General features: G+C 65.6%; 19 protein-coding genes. 10 read left to right on the top strand and 9 right to left on the bottom strand.

Annotation, left to right across the window (positions count from 1 at the left end; translation table 11 throughout):
• Positions 1-650: 650 nt before the first annotated feature.
• On the top strand, positions 651-1,163 hold the full coding sequence (locus tag C441_RS19500; protein ID WP_152420713.1) for a hypothetical protein: 513 nt from the start codon (positions 651-653) through the stop codon (positions 1,161-1,163).
• On the opposite strand, the gene C441_RS06020 is transcribed toward C441_RS19500, so the two are convergent.
• From C441_RS06020 to C441_RS06000, 5 genes are all read right to left on the bottom strand, one after another.
• Entirely contained in the window at positions 1,147-2,202 is a 1,056-nt protein-coding gene (locus C441_RS06020; protein WP_007274308.1) for an isocitrate/isopropylmalate dehydrogenase family protein, read from the bottom strand. The two genes, C441_RS19500 and C441_RS06020, sit on opposite strands and share 17 nt — an antisense overlap.
• A gap of 95 nt (positions 2,203-2,297) precedes the next feature.
• Positions 2,298-3,452: an ABC transporter ATP-binding protein gene (locus C441_RS06015; protein ID WP_007274307.1), complete on the bottom strand. Its 1,155-nt coding sequence runs from the start codon at positions 3,450-3,452 to the stop codon at positions 2,298-2,300.
• An 89-nt stretch (positions 3,453-3,541) separates the two neighbouring features.
• Positions 3,542-4,375, bottom strand: coding sequence for a carbohydrate ABC transporter permease (locus tag C441_RS06010; protein WP_004968622.1), 834 nt, complete (start codon positions 4,373-4,375; stop codon positions 3,542-3,544).
• 2 nt (positions 4,376-4,377) lie between these two features.
• The gene (locus C441_RS06005; RefSeq protein ID WP_239640662.1) at positions 4,378-5,319 is read right to left on the bottom strand and encodes a carbohydrate ABC transporter permease; all 942 of its coding nucleotides are present in this window, start codon (positions 5,317-5,319) and stop codon (positions 4,378-4,380) included.
• A 67-nt stretch (positions 5,320-5,386) separates the two neighbouring features.
• Positions 5,387-6,970 carry an ABC transporter substrate-binding protein gene (locus C441_RS06000; protein ID WP_229722648.1) on the bottom strand — a complete coding sequence of 528 codons (1,584 nt, stop codon included), beginning with the start codon at positions 6,968-6,970 and terminating at the stop codon, positions 5,387-5,389.
• 131 nt (positions 6,971-7,101) lie between these two features.
• On the opposite strand from C441_RS06000, the gene C441_RS05995 reads away from it, so the two are divergent.
• On the top strand, positions 7,102-8,658 hold the full coding sequence (locus C441_RS05995; protein WP_007274306.1) for a TCP-1/cpn60 chaperonin family protein: 1,557 nt from the start codon (positions 7,102-7,104) through the stop codon (positions 8,656-8,658).
• A 57-nt stretch (positions 8,659-8,715) separates the two neighbouring features.
• On the opposite strand, the gene C441_RS05990 is transcribed toward C441_RS05995, so the two are convergent.
• Positions 8,716-10,398: a TCP-1/cpn60 chaperonin family protein gene (locus tag C441_RS05990; protein WP_007274305.1), complete on the bottom strand. Its 1,683-nt coding sequence runs from the start codon at positions 10,396-10,398 to the stop codon at positions 8,716-8,718.
• A 935-nt stretch (positions 10,399-11,333) separates the two neighbouring features.
• On the opposite strand from C441_RS05990, the gene C441_RS05985 reads away from it, so the two are divergent.
• The gene (locus C441_RS05985) at positions 11,334-12,509 is read left to right on the top strand and encodes an enolase C-terminal domain-like protein (RefSeq protein ID WP_007274304.1); all 1,176 of its coding nucleotides are present in this window, start codon (positions 11,334-11,336) and stop codon (positions 12,507-12,509) included.
• A 2-nt stretch (positions 12,510-12,511) separates the two neighbouring features.
• A complete protein-coding gene (locus tag C441_RS05980; RefSeq protein ID WP_007274303.1) occupies positions 12,512-13,609 on the top strand; it encodes a Gfo/Idh/MocA family protein in 1,098 nt (365 codons plus the stop codon).
• 54 nt (positions 13,610-13,663) lie between these two features.
• On the opposite strand, the gene pdxA is transcribed toward C441_RS05980, so the two are convergent.
• Both pdxA and C441_RS05970 read right to left on the bottom strand, forming a co-directional pair.
• Entirely contained in the window at positions 13,664-14,665 is a 1,002-nt protein-coding gene (gene pdxA / locus C441_RS05975; RefSeq protein WP_049920466.1) for a 4-hydroxythreonine-4-phosphate dehydrogenase PdxA, read from the bottom strand.
• Entirely contained in the window at positions 14,652-15,941 is a 1,290-nt protein-coding gene (locus C441_RS05970; RefSeq protein WP_007274301.1) for a four-carbon acid sugar kinase family protein, read from the bottom strand. Before C441_RS05970 ends, pdxA begins: the two co-directional genes overlap by 14 nt.
• A gap of 84 nt (positions 15,942-16,025) precedes the next feature.
• Here C441_RS05970 and C441_RS05965 point away from each other — a divergent pair, with 84 nt between their 5' ends.
• From C441_RS05965 to C441_RS05955, 3 genes are read left to right on the top strand one after another with little or no spacing between them, the layout of a single operon-like run.
• Positions 16,026-17,213 carry a UxaA family hydrolase gene (locus C441_RS05965; RefSeq protein ID WP_007274300.1) on the top strand — a complete coding sequence of 396 codons (1,188 nt, stop codon included), beginning with the start codon at positions 16,026-16,028 and terminating at the stop codon, positions 17,211-17,213.
• Positions 17,210-17,524: a UxaA family hydrolase gene (locus C441_RS05960; RefSeq protein ID WP_007274299.1), complete on the top strand. Its 315-nt coding sequence runs from the start codon at positions 17,210-17,212 to the stop codon at positions 17,522-17,524. Before C441_RS05965 ends, C441_RS05960 begins: the two co-directional genes overlap by 4 nt.
• On the top strand, positions 17,521-18,633 hold the full coding sequence (locus C441_RS05955; RefSeq protein ID WP_007274298.1) for a UxaA family hydrolase: 1,113 nt from the start codon (positions 17,521-17,523) through the stop codon (positions 18,631-18,633). The genes C441_RS05960 and C441_RS05955 overlap by 4 nt, the downstream gene beginning before the upstream one ends.
• A gap of 141 nt (positions 18,634-18,774) precedes the next feature.
• Here C441_RS05955 and C441_RS05950 read toward each other — a convergent pair whose 3' ends face one another.
• Positions 18,775-19,539, bottom strand: coding sequence for an IclR family transcriptional regulator (locus C441_RS05950; RefSeq protein ID WP_007274297.1), 765 nt, complete (start codon positions 19,537-19,539; stop codon positions 18,775-18,777).
• A 137-nt stretch (positions 19,540-19,676) separates the two neighbouring features.
• Between C441_RS05950 and C441_RS05945 the strand changes: the two genes are divergently transcribed.
• The 3 genes from C441_RS05945 (at position 19,677) to fba (ending at position 22,988) form a co-directional block, all read left to right on the top strand.
• Positions 19,677-20,408, top strand: a complete 732-nt coding sequence (locus C441_RS05945) for a fumarylacetoacetate hydrolase family protein (protein ID WP_004968610.1) — start codon at positions 19,677-19,679, stop codon at positions 20,406-20,408.
• A 254-nt stretch (positions 20,409-20,662) separates the two neighbouring features.
• Positions 20,663-21,532, top strand: a complete 870-nt coding sequence (locus C441_RS05940; protein WP_049920465.1) for a fumarylacetoacetate hydrolase family protein — start codon at positions 20,663-20,665, stop codon at positions 21,530-21,532.
• Between the two features lie 457 nt (positions 21,533-21,989).
• A complete protein-coding gene (gene fba / locus C441_RS05935) occupies positions 21,990-22,988 on the top strand; it encodes a class II fructose-bisphosphate aldolase (RefSeq protein ID WP_007274295.1) in 999 nt (332 codons plus the stop codon).
• Positions 22,989-22,993 lie beyond the last annotated feature (5 nt).

Raw genomic sequence — 22,993 nt, 5'->3', positions numbered from 1 at the left:
ACGGAGTGGTCGGGTTTCGCGGCCGTCGATGGCGCGGATTCGTCGAGCAACGAGTCGACACACCGGTACCCCAGCCGACTCCCCGACGGGGACCGCACCTCCGAGAGGAGCGGGCGGGACCAGACGATCGTCTGGTTTCTCCCGAGGAGTTCACCGTTCGGCGTGGTGCCCCCGACGATGAGCGTGTACTGACCCCACCGTGTGGCCGTCTCGTTGCGCGGTGCAAACGCCGATGCAACCGACTGCGCGGCTCGACGCGACGGCCACAGACTGATTCCGAGCGTCAGCTTGTGACCGGACGGCGGCACGTACGTCACCGCGTGCCGTGCAGTCGGGTCGCTGAGTCGGTCCGGTTCGGTGGTCGGGTCGGACGTCGCCGGAGCTTGCGTCCACCCGTCGAGTCCCCCGGCGCTCGCCCCCGGCACGACGGCCGGGGCGAGTTCTGCTGGGCGAACGTCTCTCGGTGGAATGGGACACCCGAGGGCCGAGTACGAGATTGACTCGACGTCGGAAGGCGCGTTCTCGGCGCCGTTTTCACTACCTTGGGCGCCGGTTTGGGACTTCGGTTGCCCCGTTGTCGCCGCGGCTCCCCCTTCGCGCTGGTCGCTCGTCGCAGCGGCGGGCGAATCCGCGACCGATGGCAAACCGCCATGAGTGAGGACCGCGCCGACGCTCGCGAAGAGGAGTACTACCACGACTGCGACGACCGCACCGCTCGTGGGCGTCGGCCACCAGTCGATGCCGCGCGCTTCGTCTGCGGAACCGAATCGCGGCGAGCAAAACCGGTCCGCCGAGGGACCGAGATAGTCCACGAGTATCTCGGCCGAGCGCTCTCTGTCGACCGCGTACCGAACGACATCGAGCACCTCGGCCGCGTCAACGACGTCCGGGTCATCGGACAGTCGGGACGTGACGACGACATCGCCGGCGACCGTCGGCGGAGGGCGGTGACACACCACGAGGCGACGCGTGGTGCGCCCGTCGTCGACAGCGACGGTGGTCCCCTCCCGCGTCACGGACCGGCCGCGTTCGACCCAGAGGTCAGACACGAGTCGGGCGAGCGTCTCCGCGTCGAGACGGCGCAGTCGCGCCGAGAACCGACGCGCGTCGTCATCGCGGTTCCCGGTGAGGCGGCGCATCGGACGATTAGAGGCGCGTTCTGATGTCTTCGACGACCGCTTCGGTGGTGGCTGACCCACCGAGGTCGGGGGTTCGCGGTGCGTCGGCGTCGGCGAGTTGCGACTCGACCGCGCGCCAGATGTCACGGGCGACCTCGCTCTCGCCGAGGTGGTCGAAGAGCATCGAAACCGAGAGGACAGTCGCGAGTGGGTTGGCGATTCCCCGCCCCGCGATGTCCGGGGCGCTCCCGTGGACCGGCTCGAACATCGACGGGGAGTGACCCTCGACGTTGATGTTCGCCGAGGGGGCCATCCCCATGCTCCCGCTGACGATGGCGCCGATGTCGGTGAGGATGTCGCCGAAGAGATTCGACGCCACGAGCACGTCGAACTCGTCCGGTCGACGGACGAGGTCCATCGACGCCGCGTCGACGAGCAGGCGTTCGACGGTCACGTCGGGATAGTCGGACGAGACCTCCTCGACGATTTCGTCCCAGAACACCATCCCGTGTGCCTGTGCGTTCGACTTCGTCACGTTCGTCAGCCGGCCCTCGCGCGACCGGGCCGCCTCGAACGCCGCACGGACGATTGTCTCGGTCCCTTGGCGGGTGTAGACGGCCGTCTGCACCGCGACTTCGTGCGGGTAGCCCCGATGTTCGTGACCACCCGCATCGGCGTACTCGCCTTCGGTGTTCTCCCGGTAGACGACGAAGTCGATATCGCCCCCGTCGTATCCGCGGAGCGGGCTCTCGACGCCGTCGAAGAGCACCGAGGGGCGCTTGCAGACCTGCTGGTCAAACGCCTTTCTAATCGGAAGCATCATCCCGCGGAGCGTCACGTGGTCCGGGATGTCCGGGTGTCCGACGGCACCGAGGAGAATCGCATCGTACGTTTCGAGCGTCTCGATGGCGTCGTCCGGCATCATCGACCCCGATTCGAGGTAGCGTTCGCTCCCCCAGTCGTATCGCGTCGTTTCGAGTTCGAACCCGCCCGCGTGTGCGGCGTCGTCGAGGAGCGGCCGCGTCGCCTCGATGACTTCGACGCCGATACCGTCCCCCGGGAGAAGCGAGATAATGTATGTCACACACGAACGTCGCCGAGTGAGGGCAAAAGCGTTCCCCCGCGGGGGCGGAAATGCCGACGGCGCCGCTCCGGCGCGGTTCGAGCGGTGTCGGTTCGTCAGGCTTCTTGTTCTATCATCTTCGGTGCCGATTCCGCCCGTTCGTGCCCGTGGACCAGCGCTTCTTCGGTGTTGCGGTCGAACAGATGGAGGTCGTCTTCGTCGAAGCTCACAGTGATGACGTCGCCCTCTTCGGGTTCGGTTTCGGACGGGGCGCGGAGGCGGCACTCTTTGCCCGCGACGTCGAGGTAGATGAAGTTGTCAGAGCCGATGACCTCGACGACGTCGACGGTCGCCTCGAAGGACTGTTCGTCGGGGGCCGACGGGTCGACGTTGAGGTTCTCCGGCCGGATACTGAGGATGTATTCACCCTCGCCGCCGACGAGGTCGACGAGCGACTCGGAGACGTTGTAGGTGAACCCGTTGCCGACGAGCGTTCCGGTCCCGTCGCTTGCGACTTCGAGGTCGACATCGAAGAAGTTCATGCTCGGACTCCCGATGAAGTCGGCGACGAACGTGTTCGCCGGGCGGTAGTACACCTCCTTCGGCGAGCCGACCTGCTGAAGCTGTCCGTCGTTGAGGATGACGATTCGGTCGGCCATCGTCATCGCCTCTTCCTGGTCGTGGGTGACGTATATCGTCGTGATACCGAGTTCGGAGTGGATGCGCGACAGCTCCGTCCGCATGTGTTTGCGGAGTTGGGCGTCGAGGTTGGAGAGGGGTTCGTCGAACAGGAACACCGCCGGTTCGCGGACGATTGCGCGGCCGGTCGCGACGCGCTGTTGCTGGCCGCCCGAGAGACTGCCGGGTTTCTTGTCCAAGAGGTCCTCGATGCCCATCATCTCCGCGGCCTCGACGACTCGACGATCGACCTCCTCGTCGTTGAGGTCGGTGCTCAGGCTGAGGCCGTACCCCATGTTACCGCGAACGGTCTTGTGAGGGTACAGCGCGTACGACTGGAACACCATCGCGATGTCGCGGTCGCGGGGTGAGACGGTGTTTACCGGTTCGCCGTCGAGGCGAATCTCTCCGTCGGTAATCGATTCGAGTCCGGCGAGCATTCGCAACGTCGTCGACTTCCCGCAACCCGACGGGCCGACGAAGACGACGAACTCACCGTCGGGGATGTCGAGTGACAGCTCCTCGACGGCGATGATTGGGCCGGACGTGTCTTCGAATACTTTCGTAATGTTGTCAAATTCAACGCGTGCCATGGTAACGTACTGTGTGATTGGTTTGTCGGTCTGTTATTTATGCGTGTCCCCGAAGTGGCGGACGGTGGCCGCCACTGGACCCCGTCGCTTCAGGCACCTCCGAGGCCTTCTCCGACGTACCGCTGTGAGAGGCCGTAGAAGACGACCGGGGGTGCGACAAGAAGCACCACGGCCGCCATGAGGATGTTCCACTCGCGGAGCACGTCGCTCCCGAGGATGAAGTGAATCGCCACGGTTGCGGTTCGGACGTCTTCGTCGCTCGTGAGGACGAACACCCACAGGAAGTTGTTCCACGCCGTGAGGAACGAAAAGAGGGCGGCCGCGCCCACCGCGGGTGCCGAAAGCGGGAGGACGATGCGGAGGAACGCACCGATTTCCGTGTGCCCGTCGATGAGCGCCGCCTCTTCGATGTTCTCCGGAATGCCCTGTCTGAAAAAGCCCTGTAGCAGCCAGATGGTCTGTGGCAGGACGAAGATAGACAGCGCGATGATGATTCCCGGCAGGGTGTTTATCAGTCCGAAGACGTAGAACACCTCGTACACCGGGATGGTGATGACTATCCACGGGAACATTATCGTGAACACGGCGGTGTAGAACAGGAGCTTCCGCCCGGGGAAGTCCAGTCGCGCGAACGCGTAGGCGCCCGGAATCGAGAACACCAACGAGATGAGCGTCGCCGATACCGACACGATGACACTGTTCTGGAAGAACGTCACGAAGTCGAACTGGTTCCAGATGTCGGTGTACGCTGTGAGCGTCAGGGCGTCCAGCGCCGGGAGGTAGCCCGTCTCGGGGTTAATCGCGGCGAAGTTCGTCAAAAGCGACGTTCGGACGACCCAGAAGTACGGCGTCAACGCGAAGAGCGCGAAGACTCCGAGAGCGGCGTACAGCAGGTATCGACTGCGGCGAGTTTCGTTAATCATGGTTAGACGTACAGCTCCTCTTCGTCCTTGATGACGGTCACGTAGAAGATGGCCGCCGTCATGGAGACGAGAATCATGGCCATCCCGAGCGTGTACGCCCGCGAGAACTGCAGGTTGACGTACGCGGTCTCGTACGTGAGGATACTCATCAACATCGTCCGAGTCCCCGGTCCACCGCCGGTCAACTCGAACGGCTGTGCGAACTCCGCGACGTTCCACGCGGTGCGGAGCGCGAGGATTATAATCGTCGGCGTGACGAGGTGGGGTAGCGTCACGTCACGGAAGCGTCGGAGACGCCCCGCACCGGCCAGCGCCGCCGCCTCGTACTGCTCGCGGGGAATACCCACGATGGCGGCGGCGTAGATGATGCCCGCGTACCCGTAGTCGTGCCACGACTGGGCGACGATGAGGGAGACGTACGGCCAAATCCCGTCGGCGAGGAACGACGGCGCCTGAACGCCGAGGAAGTCCGAGATTATCATGGGGAGCATCCCGAAGTCGCTGTTCAGGAACCACATCCAGATGACACCTCCCGCGAGCGGCGCGGAGAAGTACGGGGACATGATAATCGCGCTCGTCCAGTCTCGCCACCGGCTTCGAAGTTCGCTCAACAGCAGGGCCGCGACGAGGCCGATGACCAGTTGCAGGAGCGTCGTCCCGAAGACGAAGGCCAACGTCCAACCGAACGCGAAGTGAAACAGGTCGTTCGTCAGGAGCCACGAGTAGTTTTCGAGACCGACGAAGCTACCGGCCTCGCCGAGTCGGGTGTTCGTGAACGTCAGGAAGACACCTCTGACGATGGGGTAGTAAAACAGGATTGTGAACATCACGAACGTCGGGACGATGAACAGGTAGCCAATCCAGTTCTCCCGGACCCGGTCCATGAGCGTGGTCTCCTCTAGCCCATACTTCTGTCTGATGTGTTGTGCGGTCTCTTGTGACATGGTATCGTTGTATTATAATATCGTATAAAAACGTTTGGGGTGCCCTGTCGAGGAGCCTCCCTCCGGCCTACTGTGCCAGGCGGTCCTGAATGCGCGAGCGGACGAGCGACGGCGTCTCCTCGATGGAGTGCTGTCCGGCGATGGCCTCGCTTATCGTCTCGTTGATGTCGGTCCACCGAATCGGGTCGGTGTCTCTGACGTCCCAGGACGCACCCGTCGTCGAGTACTGCTTGCCGTAGGTGTCGGCGTTCTTGTAGGCCTGCTCGGTGCTCTGTGCGAGTTCGTACTCGTCGAGAATCTTCTGCAGTTTGGGCTGGAGTCCGGGGAGCGACTCGTAGTGTTCGCCCCACGCGGGCAGGACGAACTCGTCGTCGCCGAGGAGGAACATGTTGAGGTCCCACGCGGCGTTCTGTTCCGCGTCGCTCGCGTTGAACAGCGTCTGTTGCTGTTCGAGCGCCCACATGTGGCCGCCGTGTTCGCCCTCGACGCCCTCCAGTTCGCTGATGCCGAAGTTGCTACCGAACTCGGCGTCGACCTTCGGGTGCGGAAGGAGCATGAAGTCGCCCTCGCCGTCGTTCCAGCCGAACTGGACGTCCTCTTTGATGGCGCGCCAGCGGTTCGCCGTCGGGACGGCGTAGTTGAACGACGCGACCTTGCCGGTCAGCATGAGAGACGGAATCTCCTCGTCACCGCGCTGGGCGGACTCCGAACTGCTGAACTCGTGGGCCATCTTGACGCAGGTCTTGATCATGCCGTCGGTCTTGCCCTGGTCTTCGTGGTCCTCGTTGGCGACGACGATAGTCGGGTTCTCCGGGTCGTCGCTCTGACGCATCCACGGGTCGGTACCGCCGGTGTACGCGGTCCGCGCGTACCCCCAGTAGGATTCGAGGTCGCCGGGGACGCCGGTTTCCTCGTAGGCGATGGCGTCGGTCTGCTCGTCGATTCGACGGACCGCGTCGAGGAAGCCGCTCCACGTCGAGAGCTCCGAGGCTGGGTCGCTGACGCCGACTTGGCTGAACAGTTTCGGACTGATTCCGAGGTTACTGTTCGTGTGGCGCATCCCGCCCGCGGACCAGTACTCACCGCGGTACTTCGCGGAGTCGAGGTTCGCCGCCGTGTAGTCTCCGGGGAGTCGGTCCGTCCCCTCGATGAAGGGAGAGTGGTCGGGCACCTTCCCGTCGAGGTAGAACTGGAGCCCACCACCGCCGGACTCGGCCATCGTCGGCGGGTTCCCGCTCGACACCGTCGAGGCGAGCTTCGACCGAATGTCCCCGTAGGACGCCGTCTGCATCTTCACCGTCACGTTACCCTGCTGTTCTTCGAAGGTGCTGAGCGACTCCTGGAAGTGCGACTTAATCGAAGAGTTCTCGGCCGCCTGTGCGTTCAGGTAGTCGATGGTAATGCTCTCGGAACCGCTGGAGTCGGACCCCGAGTCCGTGTTCGAGTCTGATCCAGAGTCCGTGTTCGAGTCGGACCCGCTATCGTCGGTGTTCTCTCCGCCGCCACCAGTACAACCCGCGAGCGCACCGAGTGCCCCGACAGTCGACGCGGCCGCCGCCGACTGCATGAATCGTCGTCTCGATGGCTGGTTGTCGGTCTCGTTGCTGGCGTCTTCACTACGTTCACCACTGCCCGTGCCACTACGTGACATTGTGGTAAGGTCAACATACAGGAAGGGCTTAAATGTTTCCCCATTATTGCCGAATTATCATATACAATCCGAGAATGCCATTGTGTGTCAGTCCCGTACACTTATGATGAGTGACCGTCGACAGGACGATTATGGACTCCGACGCACGGCACGCGCTCCTCGCCGACGTCGACCGCGTGTGCGACCTCGTGGGGACGACGCTGGGGCCGTTCGGGACGAACAAACTCGTCGTCGAATCGGGCGGGCGTGTGACCACGACCGCTTCGAGTACCCTGCTCCTCGAACGCCTCGAACTCGACGACCCCGCGACGACCCTTCTCCGGGACGCGGCGACCGACTTCCGTGACGAGTGGGGAGACGGCTCGACTCGGATGGTGCTGTTGACGGGTGCACTGCTCAGCCAAGCGGACGACCTCATCGAACGGGGACTTCACCCGACGACCGTCGCACGCGGGTACAGAGACGCGTTCGACATCGCCAGCGAACGACTCGACGCGCGTGCCCGCCCGCTCTCACTCGTCGGTGCCGATCGGGTTGCGGAGACCGCACTCACGGGGACGCGGAACCCGGCCACTCGCCGACGTGTGAGCGAAGCCATCGCGAGCGCCGTCACGAACGCGGCGGCCGACGACTCCGTCGACGGCGGTCGGACGAACGTCGACGTGGTCGCGCGAATCGGCGGCGTCGGCGACACCGAACTCGTCGACGGCGTCGTCATCGAGACGCCACCGGTCTCGGATGCGATGCCCCGTCGACAACGAGACGCGGGCGTCGCGCTCCTCTCGTCGACGGTGGACGTCCCCCGACTGGGCGGGGCCACCGACTCGTCCAAACAGTCGATTTCCCTCGACGTGGAGTCGTTCGAAGACCGGGCGGACGTCGGTGCGTACGAGCGCGACGAGTTCCGACGGATGCTGTCGAACGCCGCCGACGCCGGGTGTCGGTTCATCGCGACGCAGGGCGCAGTCAACGACCGCGTGAAGACGCGGGTGGCGGACGCGGGAATCACCGCTATCGAGCGCGTCGACGACGACGACATGCGGCGTCTCGTTCGCAACACCGGTGGGCGGGTCGTCCCCACGCTCGAAGACGTGACGCCCGAGACGATGGGAGCCGCCGACGTGGGGTTCGAGCGACTCGCCGGACGGGAGTTCGTCACCGTCGAAGGGACCGCCGAGCGGATGTACACGCTCCTGTGTCGGGCACCCGACCCGCGGTCGGTCTCGGCGTTCGAAGCCAGTGCAACGAGCGCGATTAGCGCGACGTTTCAGGCGCTCGCCGACGAGCGGGTCGTCCCCGGAGGCGGGGCGACGGAAATCGACCTCGAACGGTCGGTTCGGGAGGCCGCACGCGGGACCGCGAGCCGCGAACAGCTCGCGATGGAGGGGTTCGCTCGCGCGCTCACGGAGATCCCGCGAGGGTTGGCCGCCAGCGCGGGGCTCGACGGTTGGACGAGCGTGCTCCGCCTGCGCGTCGCCCACACGGAGGGCCGCTCGTCGATGGGCGTCGACGCGCTCTCGGGCGAGGTTCGGGACGTTCTCGACGCCGACCCGGTCGTCGAACCCCGTCGCCTCCAGCGTGCTATCCTCGGCGCGGCGACCGACCTCGCGGTCCAACTCATCCGAATCGACGGCCAGCTTTCCGCGTCGAACCTCGCGGACGACGAACCGTCGCCGCCGGTGCAGTAACCGAACGGTCGGTCGTCACTACCTCTGTTCTGCGGGGGTTTGAAAATCGCGTTCGAGCTAGTCGTGTTCTATCTGCGGGTCGAGTTCGTCTAAATCGAGACCGGGCGAGACGACGGCGTCGATGGTCGAGAGCTGTTCCGACGTCGCCACGGCGCTGTCGAGCGCCTGTGAGAAGACTCGGCGGGGTTCGACGACGCCGAGTTCCCACGCGTCGGCCGGTTCACCTCGTGTAACGTCGAGACCGACCGGTGCCGGGTCGGCCGCCGCGTCGGCGTGTGCGGTTCGAACGGCCGCGACGACTTCGAGCGGGTCGTAGCCGGCGTTACGGGCGAGCGTCTGCACGAGCGATTCGCACACGTCGGCGAACGCCTCGATTGCGAGTTGCTCTTTCCCCCGGACGCCGCCCGCGAACCGCCGGAGGTCCCGAGCGACCGCGAGCGGCGCCGCGCCAGCGCCCGGGAGGACCTGTCCGTCCAGCGCCGCAATCGCCGTCGTCTCGACGGCGTCTTCGACGAGTCGCTCGTGAGCCGTCCGCCCCTGTTCGGTCGGTGTCCCGACGATGACGGTGAACACCGACCCCTCGCACTCCCCGATGGTCGTCCACTTCTCGTCACCGACTCGTCGCTCGGTCACGCGCCCCGCCCGTCCGAGCTTCGAGGCGTCGAGGTCGGAGACGTGGCCGACGACCTGTGCGCCCGTCGCACGGGCGACGCGGTGGATGTCAGATTTCGGGTACTGCGCGCGGTCGACGACCGCGACGCCCCGCGATTCGAGCGCGGTCTTGACCGCATCGTCGAGTTCGGCGCGCACGACGAGCACGTCGACACCGAGGTCGGCCACGCTCGCCGCAACGTCGTCTATCGCGTCGGTACGCGCCGCCGTGTAGGCCGCCACCGACCCCGCAGAGCCGAGCGAGACGGCCGCGCCGCCGCTTCCGAAGTTTGTCGCCGTCGCTTCGACATCGATGTCGCGTTCGAGGACGGCGATTCTGGCGTCCGACAGAACACCCTCGACTGACGGTGTCCAGTCGAACGAGAGCCGGCTCTTCTCGCTCGTCTCGTGTGCACCCGGTCGCCGCCGAATGACGTGACCGCGGACGAGTTCGACCCCGTCACCTGCGCGCGTTCGCACGCTGACGTCGTCGGTGTCGAACCACTGTCCCTCTGTCGACCCCGCGAGTTCGGCGACCGCCGTCGAGACGACGTCCGCGTACGCGTCTCGACGGGACGGCGAGAGGTCGGTCGTCATCGACGTCTCGGCGACCTCGCGAAGGCGGTCGCGGTCGGTGGGGGATATCGGGCGGGCGAGGTCGTCGAGCACCTCGCCCGCACGGTTCGCCGCCATCGCGTATCCGACAGTCAGCGTGCCCTCGTGAAGGCCCGTCTCGGCGAGTCGCGCGCCCTCGTCGACGAGGCCGGCGGCGAGGAGTGCGGCGGTCGTGGTCCCGTCGTGGAGTCCGCGCCGGACGGAGTCGAGTCCGTCGACGAACAGCGCGGCAATCGGGTGAACGAACCCGTCACCGCGTTCGATTGCGTCGAGGAGTCGACCCGCGTCGGCAGTCACGACGGTCTCGGGCACCTGTTGCCCGTCGACCGTCTGCACGAGCGATGTGGACCCCTGGGGGCCGTAGGTCGAAGCGAGGAGAGACTCGACCGCACGGGTCGCTCCGACGACGTACGCTCGTGCCGCCTCGTCGCGGGCGAGCCAGTCGCCCGTCTCCGCGTTCGTATCGTGAGCCATAGTGTGCCGCAACGTACCACAGTATATAAATCTATGTTCTGTTCTCCGACTCTCACCTCGACAACCAAATGACCGAGAGGTGAATCGAGGGGGCGAGACCACACGCTGTCCGGTTCGTTGGCGTCCGAAGCGCGAGAATCTCCCGCACCACCCGCCCTCCTTCTAGAGGGCCCGGTTGACGAAACGGCGGGCACCACACGGAGCCAAATCCGCACCCATACCCGTTCGCGAAATTCGTGCGACAGTATCGAACAGGGGCCGGCCGTGGAATCGAACGCCGTTGATTCGGTCAGTCGACGGTCCGCCGAAAACCGCCGGACGGCTCCGCTAGTCGTTACTCGAAAAGACGCGTTGGACTCGGTCGAACGGCGATTCGGAGTCGCCCCCACGGAACCGTCTTCATCGGTCCTGCCAACGTCCGTTTATCCATGGTGAACGTGAGAATCGTCGACGTCTGAGTGAGATTGACGGCGACGCGCCGATTGCGAGACCAAAATATGTGTACGTTCAGTGGGTTTCTTCGCGACCCGACCATGAACTATAATTATAAACTCGAAGCACACAGTGCAATCGTTCATGGACTTGGACTGCCCTCGCAATAATTGCCTCAAAGTTGTAGATTACACTCATAGAACTGTAAAGGAGAATTTGGAACGCCGCTCAAGCCACGTAGAACCGCCTCAGAAGAACGAATCGTGATTCTGTGCGACGATAGTAAACAGGAGCCGTGAGACGGATTCGGCAGGGCGGGCGCTGGGACCATCTGATTCCGCGGTCGCGGGGGCGGTCATCGGCCGCCGACCGGTGTCGACGGCTCACCGAAGTCGTGCGGTTCGAGCGTCGTTCTCTCAGAAGGCGAACGCACGGTGCATTTCGGGAGACCGGGAGCCGGTGACGTGAGAGCATTTATTAGGTGCCCCTGTGTGAGCCGACGTATGGCACCGACTATCACGAAGATAGAGTCGACAGAGTTCAGTTACACGCTCGACGACGTCGGGACGGACGGACACGGGTTCAATCTCGTCTACGACCCCGGAGAAACGACCGAGCGGAAACTGTTCGCGTTACAGATTCACACCGACGAGGGAATCACCGGCGAGTACATCGGTGGGAACTCGCCGGGCGCGGCGCAGATTAACACGTTCGCGGACTACCTCGTCGGGAAGAACCCCCTCGAACGAGAGCGTCACTGGAGCGAGATAAAGCGGGCGCTCCGGAAGTACGACCGGATGGGAATCGGCCCGGTCGACATCGCGCTGTGGGACTTCGCCGGGAAGTACTACGACGCGCCAATCCACGAACTCCTCGGGACGTACCGGACACGGCTTCCCACGTACGCGTCGACGTATCACGGCGACGATGCGGGCGGTCTCGACTCCCCCGAGGCCTACGCCGACTTCGCCGAGGAGTGTCGCGACGCCGGGTTCCCCGGGTTCAAGATTCACGGCTGGGGCGGGGGCGACGACGCACGGGACGTGCGCCGAGAGGTCGAGACGGTCCGGGCGGTGGGCGAACGCGTCGGCGACGAGATGGACCTGATGGTCGACCCCGCGTGCGAACTGGCGACGTTCGCCGACGCGTTGAAAGTCGGCCGCGCGTGCGACGAGTACGACTACCTCTGGCTCGAAGACCCCTATCGGGACGGCGGCATCTCCCAGCACGGCCACCAGAAGCTCCGCGAACTCATCGACACGCCGCTCCTCCAGACCGAGCACGTCCGCGGGCTCGAACCGCACACCGACTTCGTCGCCAGCGGGGCGACCGACTTCGTCCGCGCGGACCCCGAGTACGACGGCGGTATCACCGGCGCGATGAAAATCGTCCGCGTCGCCGAGGGCTTCGGCCTCGACGTGGAGTTCCACGCGCCCGGCCCCGCACAGAGACAGTGCATGGCGGCCGCCCGGAACGCGAACTACTACGAACTCGCGCTCGTCCACCCGCTCGCAAACAACACCCAGCCCCCTGTCTACCGCGGTGACTACTCGGATATGTTCGATACCATCGACGAACGCGGAACCGTTCCCGTCCCGGACGGGCCGGGCCTCGGCGTCGACTACGACTGGGAGTACGTCGAAGCGAACGCGACCGGCAGTGTCCACAGCTACGAGTAATCATGACCTACAGGGCCGGAATCATCGGAACCGGGGGCATCGCTGGCATGAGAATCCTCGGGATGCACGACGAGTCGCAGATCGGGAAAGCGAAAGTGCGTGCGAGTCACGCCGGGGGGTACGACGAGACCGAGGACATCGAACTCGTCGCGGTAGCCGACGTCGACGAGGCGAAACTCGACCGCTTCGGCGAGGCGTGGGACGTCCCCGAGGAAGGGCGGTACCTCGGTCACGAAGCTATGCTGGCGAACGAAGACCTCGACGTGGTCTCCGTCTGTACGCCCTCGTACCTCCACGCCGACCACGTCATCGACGCGGCCCGCTCGGCGGCCGACCCCGAGGCCATCTGGTGTGAAAAACCGATCGCGTCGGCCGTCTCCGACGCGGAGGAGATGGTCGCCGTCTGCGACGAGACGGACACCGAACTCGTCGTGAACCACTCGTTTCGGTTCACCGACAAGCTTCGCCGCCTACGCGACCACCTCGTCGAAGACGGACTTCTCGGCGACGTCCGCTCGGTGGCGACGCAGTTCCGTATGGAACTCATGCGTAACTCCACCCACCTCCTCGACACGCTGGTCTACCTGCTCGACGCCCGCGCCGACCGGGTCGCCGGCTACATCAACGGGGAGAACGAGGCCGTCGACTCGCTCGACGCGGCGGCCGACGTCGACGACGCTGGCGGTGGGGGATTCGTCGTCATGGACGACGACACGTTCGTCACCGTCGACTGTACCATCCCGCGCGAGATTTCGTCGATGACGCTCCAGTTCATCGGCACCGAGGGGAAACTGTACATGAACAACGACGACGGGGAGTGGCGGTACTGGCGTCTCGAAGACGGAGAGCACGTCGAGACCGACCTCCCCGGTATCGACGGTGCGTGGACCTGGGACGAAGACTACCGCAACGCGTTCCCGAACGCGGCGAGACACATCGAGGCGATGCTCCGCGGCGACGCGGAGAACCCATCGACGGGCGAGGAGGCGACGCGGTCGCTGGAGATTATCGTCGCGCTGTACGTCTCCGAGTACACGGGCGGGCAGGTGAGCGTTCCCCTCGAACGACCCCTGCGCGACGTCGAAATCACGTCGTGGTGAGCGCCGGTTCGGCAGGGTTCGTCGTCGTCGCCGTCGCCATCGCCGTCGTCGATATCAGCGGTGACGGCTGACGTCGGCGGCCACCCGAATCGCGTCGACCATGCTCGTCTCGCTTGCGATTCCCTCTCCCGCGATGTCGAAGGCGGTTCCGTGGTCCACGCTGGTCCGGATGATGGGCAACCCGATAGTCATGTTGACGCCGCTGACGCCACCCGCCGCGTCGAAGCCGAGCATCTTCAACGGGATGTGACCCTGGTCGTGATACATCGAGACGACGCAGTCGAACTCGCCCCGGGCGGCGCGGACGTACACGGTGTCGGGGCTTATCGGTCCGGTCGCGTCGATGCCGTCTGCGACGGCACGCTCGACCGCGGGCGCGATCTCGTCGTCGTCCTCGTCGCCGAGGAGGCCGCCGTCGCCGGCGTGCGGGTTCAACCCGGCGACGGCGACGCGGGGGGAGTCGATACCGAGGTTCCGGAGCGCGTCGTCGGTCACGCGGACGGTTTCGAGGACGTTCTCCGTCGTCACGAGGTCGCACGCCTCTCGGAGCGGGACGTGCGTGCTGACGTGAGTCACGCGCAGGTCGTCTTCGATGAGCATCATCGAGTAGTTCTCCGTGCCGGTCCGCGCGGCGAGGAGCCCGGTATGACCCGCGTGTTCGCTTCCCGCCAGCCGCGTCGCCTGCTTGTTGATGGGGGCGGTGACGATTGCGTCTATCTCCCCTTCGACCGCGAGGTCGATGGCGCGTTCGACGTATTCGAGACTCGCGGCACCGTACTCCTCGCGGAGTTCGCCGTGGACGAGGTCGTCGACGTTGTCGCAATCGAGGACAGACAGCGCGGTCGGGTCGTCCTCGACTGCGTCGACGGAATCGACCGCGCGCATCTCGAACTCCGCGTCGCAGGCGTCTCTCGCTCGTCGCATCACGCCGAGGTCGCCGACGACGACCACGCGCGCGAACTCCGTCACGGACGGGAACGCCTTGACGGCGACTTCAGAACCGATACCCGCGGGGTCGCCCATCGTCACGGCAATCAGGGGCTTACTCGTACGCATCGTCCCCACCCAAACGGGCGATGCACTTACGTATTGCCCCGGGAGTCCCGAACGCGCCGGCCTTCGTCACGACCGGGGTGCCGTCGGCGACGCCGCCCGACAGACGGCCGAGCGGAATGCCCTCCTCGACGGCCGTCCCGGAGAGGACCACGCCGGCCGCGTCCAGCGATTCGAAGACGTCGGCGGCGACCGCACCGCCGGTCACGAACACCGACTCCGGTGCCGGGGGTCCCCCGACCCAGAGCCGTTCGACGGTCGAACCCAGCGTCTCGGCCACCCGAGCGCGGACCGTCTGGTCGTCGATGCCGAGCCGTCGGCCCGCGTCGAGCGCGCGGCGCGGGGCGTCTTCGTCAGGCGCGGAGACCAGCACCGCGACGCCGCGGTCCGCGAGGCGTGACGAACAGGCCGCCGCGGCCTCGGCACTCGCACCGGCCGGGTCTTCAACGGCCGCATCGAGGTCCAGCGAGACGACCGGCTCCGCGGGGAGCCCGTCGAGTTGGTCGAGCGTGGTCGGGTTCGTGCTCCCGACGACACACAGGACCGTTCGGTCTCGCGTGGGGACCGACGCCGGCCCGGCACCGCGGGGGGGCGGCGTCTCGACGTACCTCGCGAGCCCCGCGCTCCCGACGTAGACGACGTTCAATCCCGAGCGCGCCGCGCCGTCCGCGAGGGCTTCGAGATGCCGCTCGTGCGACGCGTCGGCGACGACGATTCCGCGACCCGTCCGAGCCCGGTCCCGTAACGCGTCCGCGACGGCCGCCGGCCCCGTTGCCACGCGGTTCACCGGCAGACGAGAGACGGAGTAGGACGACGCGGAGTACCGCGTGGGGAGGTGCGACGTCTCGACGGGCTTGTCCGGGTCGTTGCCGGCGGCGGTCTCCGCGACCGGGACGCCGTCGACGAGATGGTAGCCCTCGACGGTCGTCCGCCCGTTTCTCGGGGAGGCGGGTGCGACGAGCGCGAGGTCGGCCGCCGTCGCGTCGAGGACGGCGTCGGTCTCTCCCACGAGGTTCCCCCTGAGCGTCGAATCGACCTTCTTGTAGACGAACGAGTGGTCGTCGGTTCCGACGACGTCGTGGACTGCCGCCGCCGCGCTCGACGGGTCGGCGTATCGACTGTCCGTATCGACGACCCGGACGTCCGTGTCGGAACTCGGCGTGTCCGACGGCGCGGTCGACGCCGAGACGAGCGTTCGGAGCCCGCGAGCGGCGAACTCGTGGCCCGTGTCCGTCGCCCCGGTGAGGTCGTCTGCGATGACGAGTCCGGACGAAAGCATGTACGTGGAGACGGAGAGACTACTACTAAAATCCCACCCCCATCGGCGAAAAGACTAACACGGTACTTGCCATGAACTGTGAACATGGGACATTCGTTCGAAGGATACCGACGGTCGAACGGCCGGGTCGGTGTCCGAAATCACGTCGCCGTCATTCCAACGTCAGTCGCGGCGTCTTCGGTCGCTTCCGCGGTCGCAGACGAGGCGGGGGCGTGGGCACGGGCGACGCCGCACCAACTCGGAACGAGCCAGCCCGACCCGGCACGGCGACAGACCGAGCGCGTCCTCGTTGGAATCGGTCGAAACCCGAACGTCGGCGCGGCGCTCGTCGTCGAACTCGGGACCGAAGACATCGACGCCGAAACGGTTGCGGACGACATCGCGGCAACGGGCAAGGCGACGGAGACGCTCACCATCAGAGAGGCCGGCGGAACCGCGAACGCGCTTTCGGAAGGCGCGGACCGTCTCGACCGACTGAAAGCGGAAGCGGACCGCGCGAGGCGCGAAGACGCCGACGTCTCCGAACTCGTCTTCGGGGTCGAATGCGGCGGGAGCGACGCGACGAGCGGAATCGCCGCCAACCCCGCCGTCGGCGCCGCGTGCGACCGCCTCGTCGAGGCGGGCGGGACCGCCTCGTTCAGCGAGACGCCGGAGTTCATCGGCGCGGAGCACATCCTCGCCGACCGATGCGTCTCCGAGGAGACGCGGGAGCGTATCCTCGAACGCGTCGAGGCGCGCGAGGGGATGGCCGAGTTGATGGGCGTCGACCTCCGCGGTGCACAGCCGACGCCCGGAAATCAGGAGGGCGGACTCACCACTATCGAAGAAAAGAGCCTCGGGGCCATCTCCAAAGGGGGGACGACACCGATTCGCGGCATCGTCGACTACGGCGACGAACTGCCGACGAACGGCGGGCTCGTCCTCATGGACACGCCGGGGTACGACGTCGAGAGCGTCGTCGGGAAGGTCGCTGGCGGGGCGCAAGTCATCGCGTTCACGACCGGTCGGGGAAGCACGACCGGAAACCCGCTCGCGCCCGTCATCAAGGTGACCGGAAACCCCAAGACGTGGGACCGGATGTCGAACAACATCGACGTGAACGCGGGGACGGTGTTCGACGGCGAGTCGATAGACTCGGTCGGTGCCCGCATCTTCGAGACGCTCGTCGAGGTGGCGAACGGCCGCCGCACGGAGGCCGAACACCGCCGGTTGGAGGAGTTCGCGATAAACGAGATTCAACCCGAGGAGCTGACCGTGGAGGTGGACGGATGAAGGGCCGCGTCTTGGACGGCGCGCTCCTTCGACTGAGCACGTCCGACAACGTCGGAACGACGGTCGACGACCTCGAATCGGGAACCGAAATCGACGCCGACGGCCGAACCGTCGTCCTCGCGGAGGACGTCCCGTTCGGGCACAAGGTCGCGCTCGAACCGGTTGGCTCGGGCGGCGAAGTCCGAAAGTACGGCGAGGTCATCGGAACGGCGACGCAGGCGATAGAGGTCGGCGAGTGGGTCCACACCCACAACTGCGAGAGTACGCGCGGCCGCGGTGACCGGGCGGCCGCGAGAGGTGAGTCCGCATGAGCACGCCGAGCGCGTCCGGTCGGACGTTCGAGGGGACGCCGCGAGCGGACGGAACGGTCGGTGTCCGAGACAACGTCTTGGTCCTCCCGTCGGTCATCTGTTCACACTTCGTCGCCGAACGAATCGCCGAGCGCGTCGACGACGCCGTGGCGACCCCGCACGACCACGGCTGTGCCCAGCTCGGGGCCGACAACGAGCAGACCCGGCGGACGTTCCTCTCGATGGCGCAGAACCCGAACGTCGCCGGAACGGTCGTGGTCGGACTCGGCTGTGAGGAAGTCCAGAGCGCCGAGGTGGCGACCGCGCTCGAATCCCGCGACGTCGCCGTCCGCGAACTGTCCATTCAGGGTGTCGGCGGAACCGACGAGTGCATCGAACGGGGCGTCGAAGCCGCGACCGAACTCGTCCAGTCGCGGCGCACGTCGCAGACGGTCGCCGACCTCAGCGACCTGACGCTCGGCGTCGTGTCGAGCGACCTCGACGCGTCCACGGTCGCGTCGGCCGACCCGCTCGTCGGCCGCGTCGCCGACGAAATCGTCGACGCCGGGGGTCGCGTGGTCGCCGCCGGCAACGAGCGGTTGGTCGCCAACCCGGACGGGGCGCGCGACGCCGCAATGGACGAGGCGCGGGATGCGATGGAGGCCCTTCTCGACAGACACGAGGGACACCCGGCCCGGGCGACCCGCGTCGGCCAGTTCGCGCGTGACCGCCCGTTCGAGGAGGTCACGCGAGCGTGGGGGAGAAACACCGTCTCAGAAGTGCTCCCGTACGGCGAGCGTGCGACCCTCTCGTCGGGCCTCGCCGCCGTCGACGCCCCGTCTCGGTTCGGCGAGGCGACGACTGCGCTCGCCGCGGCGGGGGCGAACGTCGTCGTGCACGTCACTGGCGACGGAATCCTCTCCGGGCACCCGCTCGTCCCGGTCGTCAAGGTGACCGGCGACCCGGGGACCGCGGCGGCGCTCCCGAACGACATCAGCCTCTCCGCGCGGCGTGCCGACCCGGACGACGTACTGGAGCGACTGGTCGACGTGGCGAACGGAACGGCGTGTCTCGCCGAAGAACACGGCTTGACGGAGTTCGCAATCACCCGCGTCGGCCCGTCGATGTGAACGGCGCGGCGGCTCGGGTGCGTTCGACGGGTGGACGCGCTCGCGAGAGAGAGAGCCGGCGGGCACGGCGGCCGGACGGGAGGGGAAACGAAGGGCGGTCGTGCGACGTTCGGTGAGAGACGCTTGTCGGCGCGCGGACCGCTATGAGTACGTCAGGTTGAGTTCGATGACGTTCGCGGCGCTCATGACCTGTTCCGGGATTTCCGATTCGAACCGTTCGCCCTTCATCCGACTCGTCGGGCCGGAGACGCTCACGGCACCGATGGCGTGGCCGTCGGGGTTCTTGATGGGCGCCGCGATACACCGAAGCCCAGAGAGGCGTTCTCCCTTGTCGTAGGCGTACCCCCGCTCGCGAACCGCCGCGAGCTCTTCTTCGAGCGCCTCGCGCGAGGTGATGGTCGTCGCCGTCTGTGCGGGGAGGCCCCAGCGCTCGATGATTTCGTCGACTCGCACCTCGGGGAGGTACGCGAGAATGGCCTTCCCGAGCGACGTACAGTGGAGCTTGACGCGCATCCCGGCGTGCGTGTCGAGCGAGACGGCCTGTTCGCCCTTCGAGCGGAAGAGGTAGACGCCCTCGCCGTGCTCTTCGACGAGCAGGTTCGCGAGCTCTCCCGTCTGTTCGGCGAGTCCTTTCACTTCGGGCTTCACCACCTCGTACAGGGGCATCCGGTCGCGGGTGTGCTCGCCCAGACTGAGGAACTTGAGTCCGATGCAGTAACGCTCGTCGCGCTGGACGACGTATCCGTGTTCTCGGAGCGTCCGAAGGTGACTGTAGACCGTACTCTTCGGGAGGTCGAGTTCGGTGGCTAACTCTGTGACACCCGCCGACCCTCGTTCTTTCAACGCTTCGAGAATCTCGAGCGAGGTTCCCAACGCCCCGATCGTGTTTGCCATGTTCGTTCCCATGCTACCCACCTGTTGACATTCATCGTTAATAATTGTTGTTCACGATTGTCGTATGTCTGTTCGTCATCGCTAGGCGGTCGCGCCCGAAGTTGTCGAAGGCGAAACCGTTTTGCCGGGTGCGCGTGTCGCCGTTAGACATGCAACGCGTTAGATTTCGCGACCCAGCGGGGAGTGTCAGAACCGGCGAATGGACCGACGACGGTATCTCGTTCGGCGGCGAAACGTTCGACCCGGCGACCGTTGACGTCCTCCCGCCGTGCGAGCCGTCGAAAATCGTCTGCGTCGGCCTGAACTACGAAAAGCACGCCGAGGAGTCGGGGATGGACATCCCGGAGCGGCCCCTGCTGTTTCTCAAGCCGCCGAACGCGCTCGCTGCGCACGGAGACACGGTCACCCTCCCCGCCGGGAAACAGCGCGTCGATTACGAAGCCGAACTGGGCGTCGTCATCGGAGAGCAGTGCCGGAACGTCGAGCCGGACGACGCGATGGACGTGATTGCCGGGTTCACGTGTCTGAACGACATCTCGAACCGAGACGACCAAGAGGTCGAACAGAACTGGATTCGCGGCAAGGCGTTCGACAACAGCGCGCCGCTCGGACCCGTCGTCTCGACGCCCGACGAGGTCCCTGCCGACGCGCGCATCGAACTCAGAGTCAACGGCGAGACGAGACAGGACTCCTCGCGGGCAGACTTCATCTTCACGATTCCAGAACTCGTCGCGGAGATTACGTCGTACATGACGCTCGAACCGGGAGACGTCATCTCCACGGGGACCCCCGAAGGCGTCGGCCCGCTCTCCGACGGCGACCGTGTCGAAGTCGATATCGAGGGGATTCGGACGCTGGAACACACCGTCCGGGCCGACTGACCGAGCGGTCGGTTTCAGCCCAAAGATTCATGTGCAACGGTAACACACAGTATATCGTACGGGAAAGAGAGGCGACTCGTCAGACTATCAACCATCAATCGCGTGACTAATTGCGATACCGCCGCAACCAGCCCGTCTCTTCTTCCCGTATTTCCACCCATCCATAGCGTGAGCGAGGCCCTCGTCCACTCGCGGCGGTGCGGAGATCTCGTTCCTCGGTAACAATTATGTAGTAGTGGCCGTTCCGTCTTTTCATGCGATATCACGCACTCGCGGGGACAGAGCGGTCAGCACTCGCTGTGTCCGAGGGCGGCGACGTCTACGACCTCACGAGCGCCAACTCCAACGTAGAGACCTTCTGTGACCTCGCTCGGGCGGCGGACATCACTGGGCGGACTATCGACGACGTGGCCGCGGGACTCCTCGACGACGCGGAGCGTCTCTCTTCTGAGTACGTCGACGAGCGAATCGAGCGTCCGGTGGTTCCCGACGAGGTGTGGGCCGCGGGCGTCACGTACCACATCAGCGAACAGGCGCGAGAGGCCGAAAGCGAGACGCCGGACGTCTACCTCGACGTCTACGATGGGGAGCGTCCAGAAATCTTCTTCAAGGCGACGGAGAGCCGGACGGTCGGTCCGAACGAGGCTGTGGGCGTCCGGGGCGACTCCACGTGGGACGTCCCGGAGCCCGAACTCGCGGTGGTCCTCCATCGGGGTGCGATAGTCGGCTACACTGTCGGCAACGACGTGAGCAGTCGTTCCATCGAGGGCGAAAACCCGCTGTACCTGCCGCAGGCGAAGGTGTACGACCGCTGTTGTGCTATCGGACCGTGTGTCGCGTCCGCCGAGTCGGTGAGCGACCCGCACGGACTCGAAATGTCGATGCGCATCGAACGCGACGGGACCGTCCTCTACGAGGGGTCGACCTCGACATCCGAGATGGTGAAGTCGTGCGAGGAAATCGTGTCGTACTTCACCCGACACAACTCCGTCCCGGAGATGGTGGTGTTGTTGACCGGGACGGCACTCGTCCCCGAAGAGGGGTTCACCCTGAAACCCGGTGACGACGTCAGCATCGAAATCGACGACATCGGCGTCCTCGAAAACACGGTCACGGCCGTCTGACGAACGGGTGGTTCGGGAACAACCTCCCGGCCGAACCGTTCTCGACTTCGACTCGCCCCGTCCCCCGAACTCCGTTTCCCATCACCGGACGGTCCTGCCCCACGACCGAGACTGATTGAGTTCGAGGCGACGCGATTTCACGCGCCCGCCCCGCGTTTTTCGACGAACTTACCGGAGAGACGGCCCGCACACAGTTCGAGCGTTCAGTATCGTCGCACGGATGTCTACAGAGTCAGAGGCGTCCGAATTACAGCTCTACGTCCGTAACGAGATTGGGGCGGACGAGCCGAATCGACCGAGGGAGACGAGATGCAATGTGACACAGTGACGCGGGGAGACCGTGGTCGTGTTCACCATCGCTGAACGGGACGTCGCCACTGGGTTCGGGCGCAGTGACCGTCGGGACGTTCGAACAGTATCCGACACGTATTTCAGCACACCGTGAGATTGACACCCAATGCCATATTCACGCGGGTCGGAGCTATCCACGGTCTACGAGCGGGCGCGAACGAGCGGGTACGGGTTCGTCGCGAGCAACATCACCGAGACGAACATCCTGACCGGACTCGTCCGCGGCGCGGAGCGCGTCGATTCGGACCTCGTCGTGCAGGTGAAACGTGACACCGCCGCGTTCGCCGGGAACGGCGACCCCCACACGGGGTTAGATATCTTAGCGACGCACGTCGAGAAACTCGGCGAAGACGCTGACGTCGGCGTGTTCCTCAACGTCGACCACGTCCCCGCAGACGACCGCGCGTTCCTCGAATCCTGCGTCGCTTCCGGGGTCCCCTCCTCGCTGATGGTCGACGCGTCGCACGAACCGTTCGAGGAGAACGTCTCGCGCACCCGCGACGTGGTCGAGACGGTTCGAAACCGCGAACAGGACATGCTCGTCGAGGCCGAGCTCGGGATGATTAAGGGCATCGAGGGCGGCGTCGAGACGACCGAGGCGTACTACACCGACCCCGAACAGGCCGTCGAGTTCGTCGACAGGACGGGCGTCGACCTCCTCGCGATTTCCATCGGGACGGAACACGGCGTTTCGAAGGGCCGCGACCTCGAACTCCGTCCGGACATCGCACGCGACGTGGGGCAGGCGCTGGCGGACCACGGCCTCGATACGCCGCTTGTCGTCCACGGGTCGTCTGGACTCTCCGATAGGCAGGTCCAAGACCTCCTCTCGACCGGGGTGTGTAAGCTGAACAAGAACACCAGATACCAGTACGAGTTCGCCAGAACGGCCTGCGAGTTCTATCGGGACCACGAGTCGAGCATCCTCCCACCCGAGGGCGTCGACGACGACCGACAGGGGTTCTTCGGCGACGCGGAGTGGTCGCCGAACAAACGCGACTTCACGCCTCACCGGGTCTGTCGAGAGGTTCAGGACCGAATCGCCGACGTGATGACCGAGGTCGCCGCACTCTCCGGGAGCGCCGGCGAGAGCCTGTACGTGTGAGTGCC

This window comes from Haloferax sulfurifontis ATCC BAA-897 (assembly GCF_000337835.1).
Lineage (GTDB): Archaea > Halobacteriota > Halobacteria > Halobacteriales > Haloferacaceae > Haloferax > Haloferax denitrificans.
This window is presented reverse-complemented; position numbering and strand designations above follow the sequence as displayed.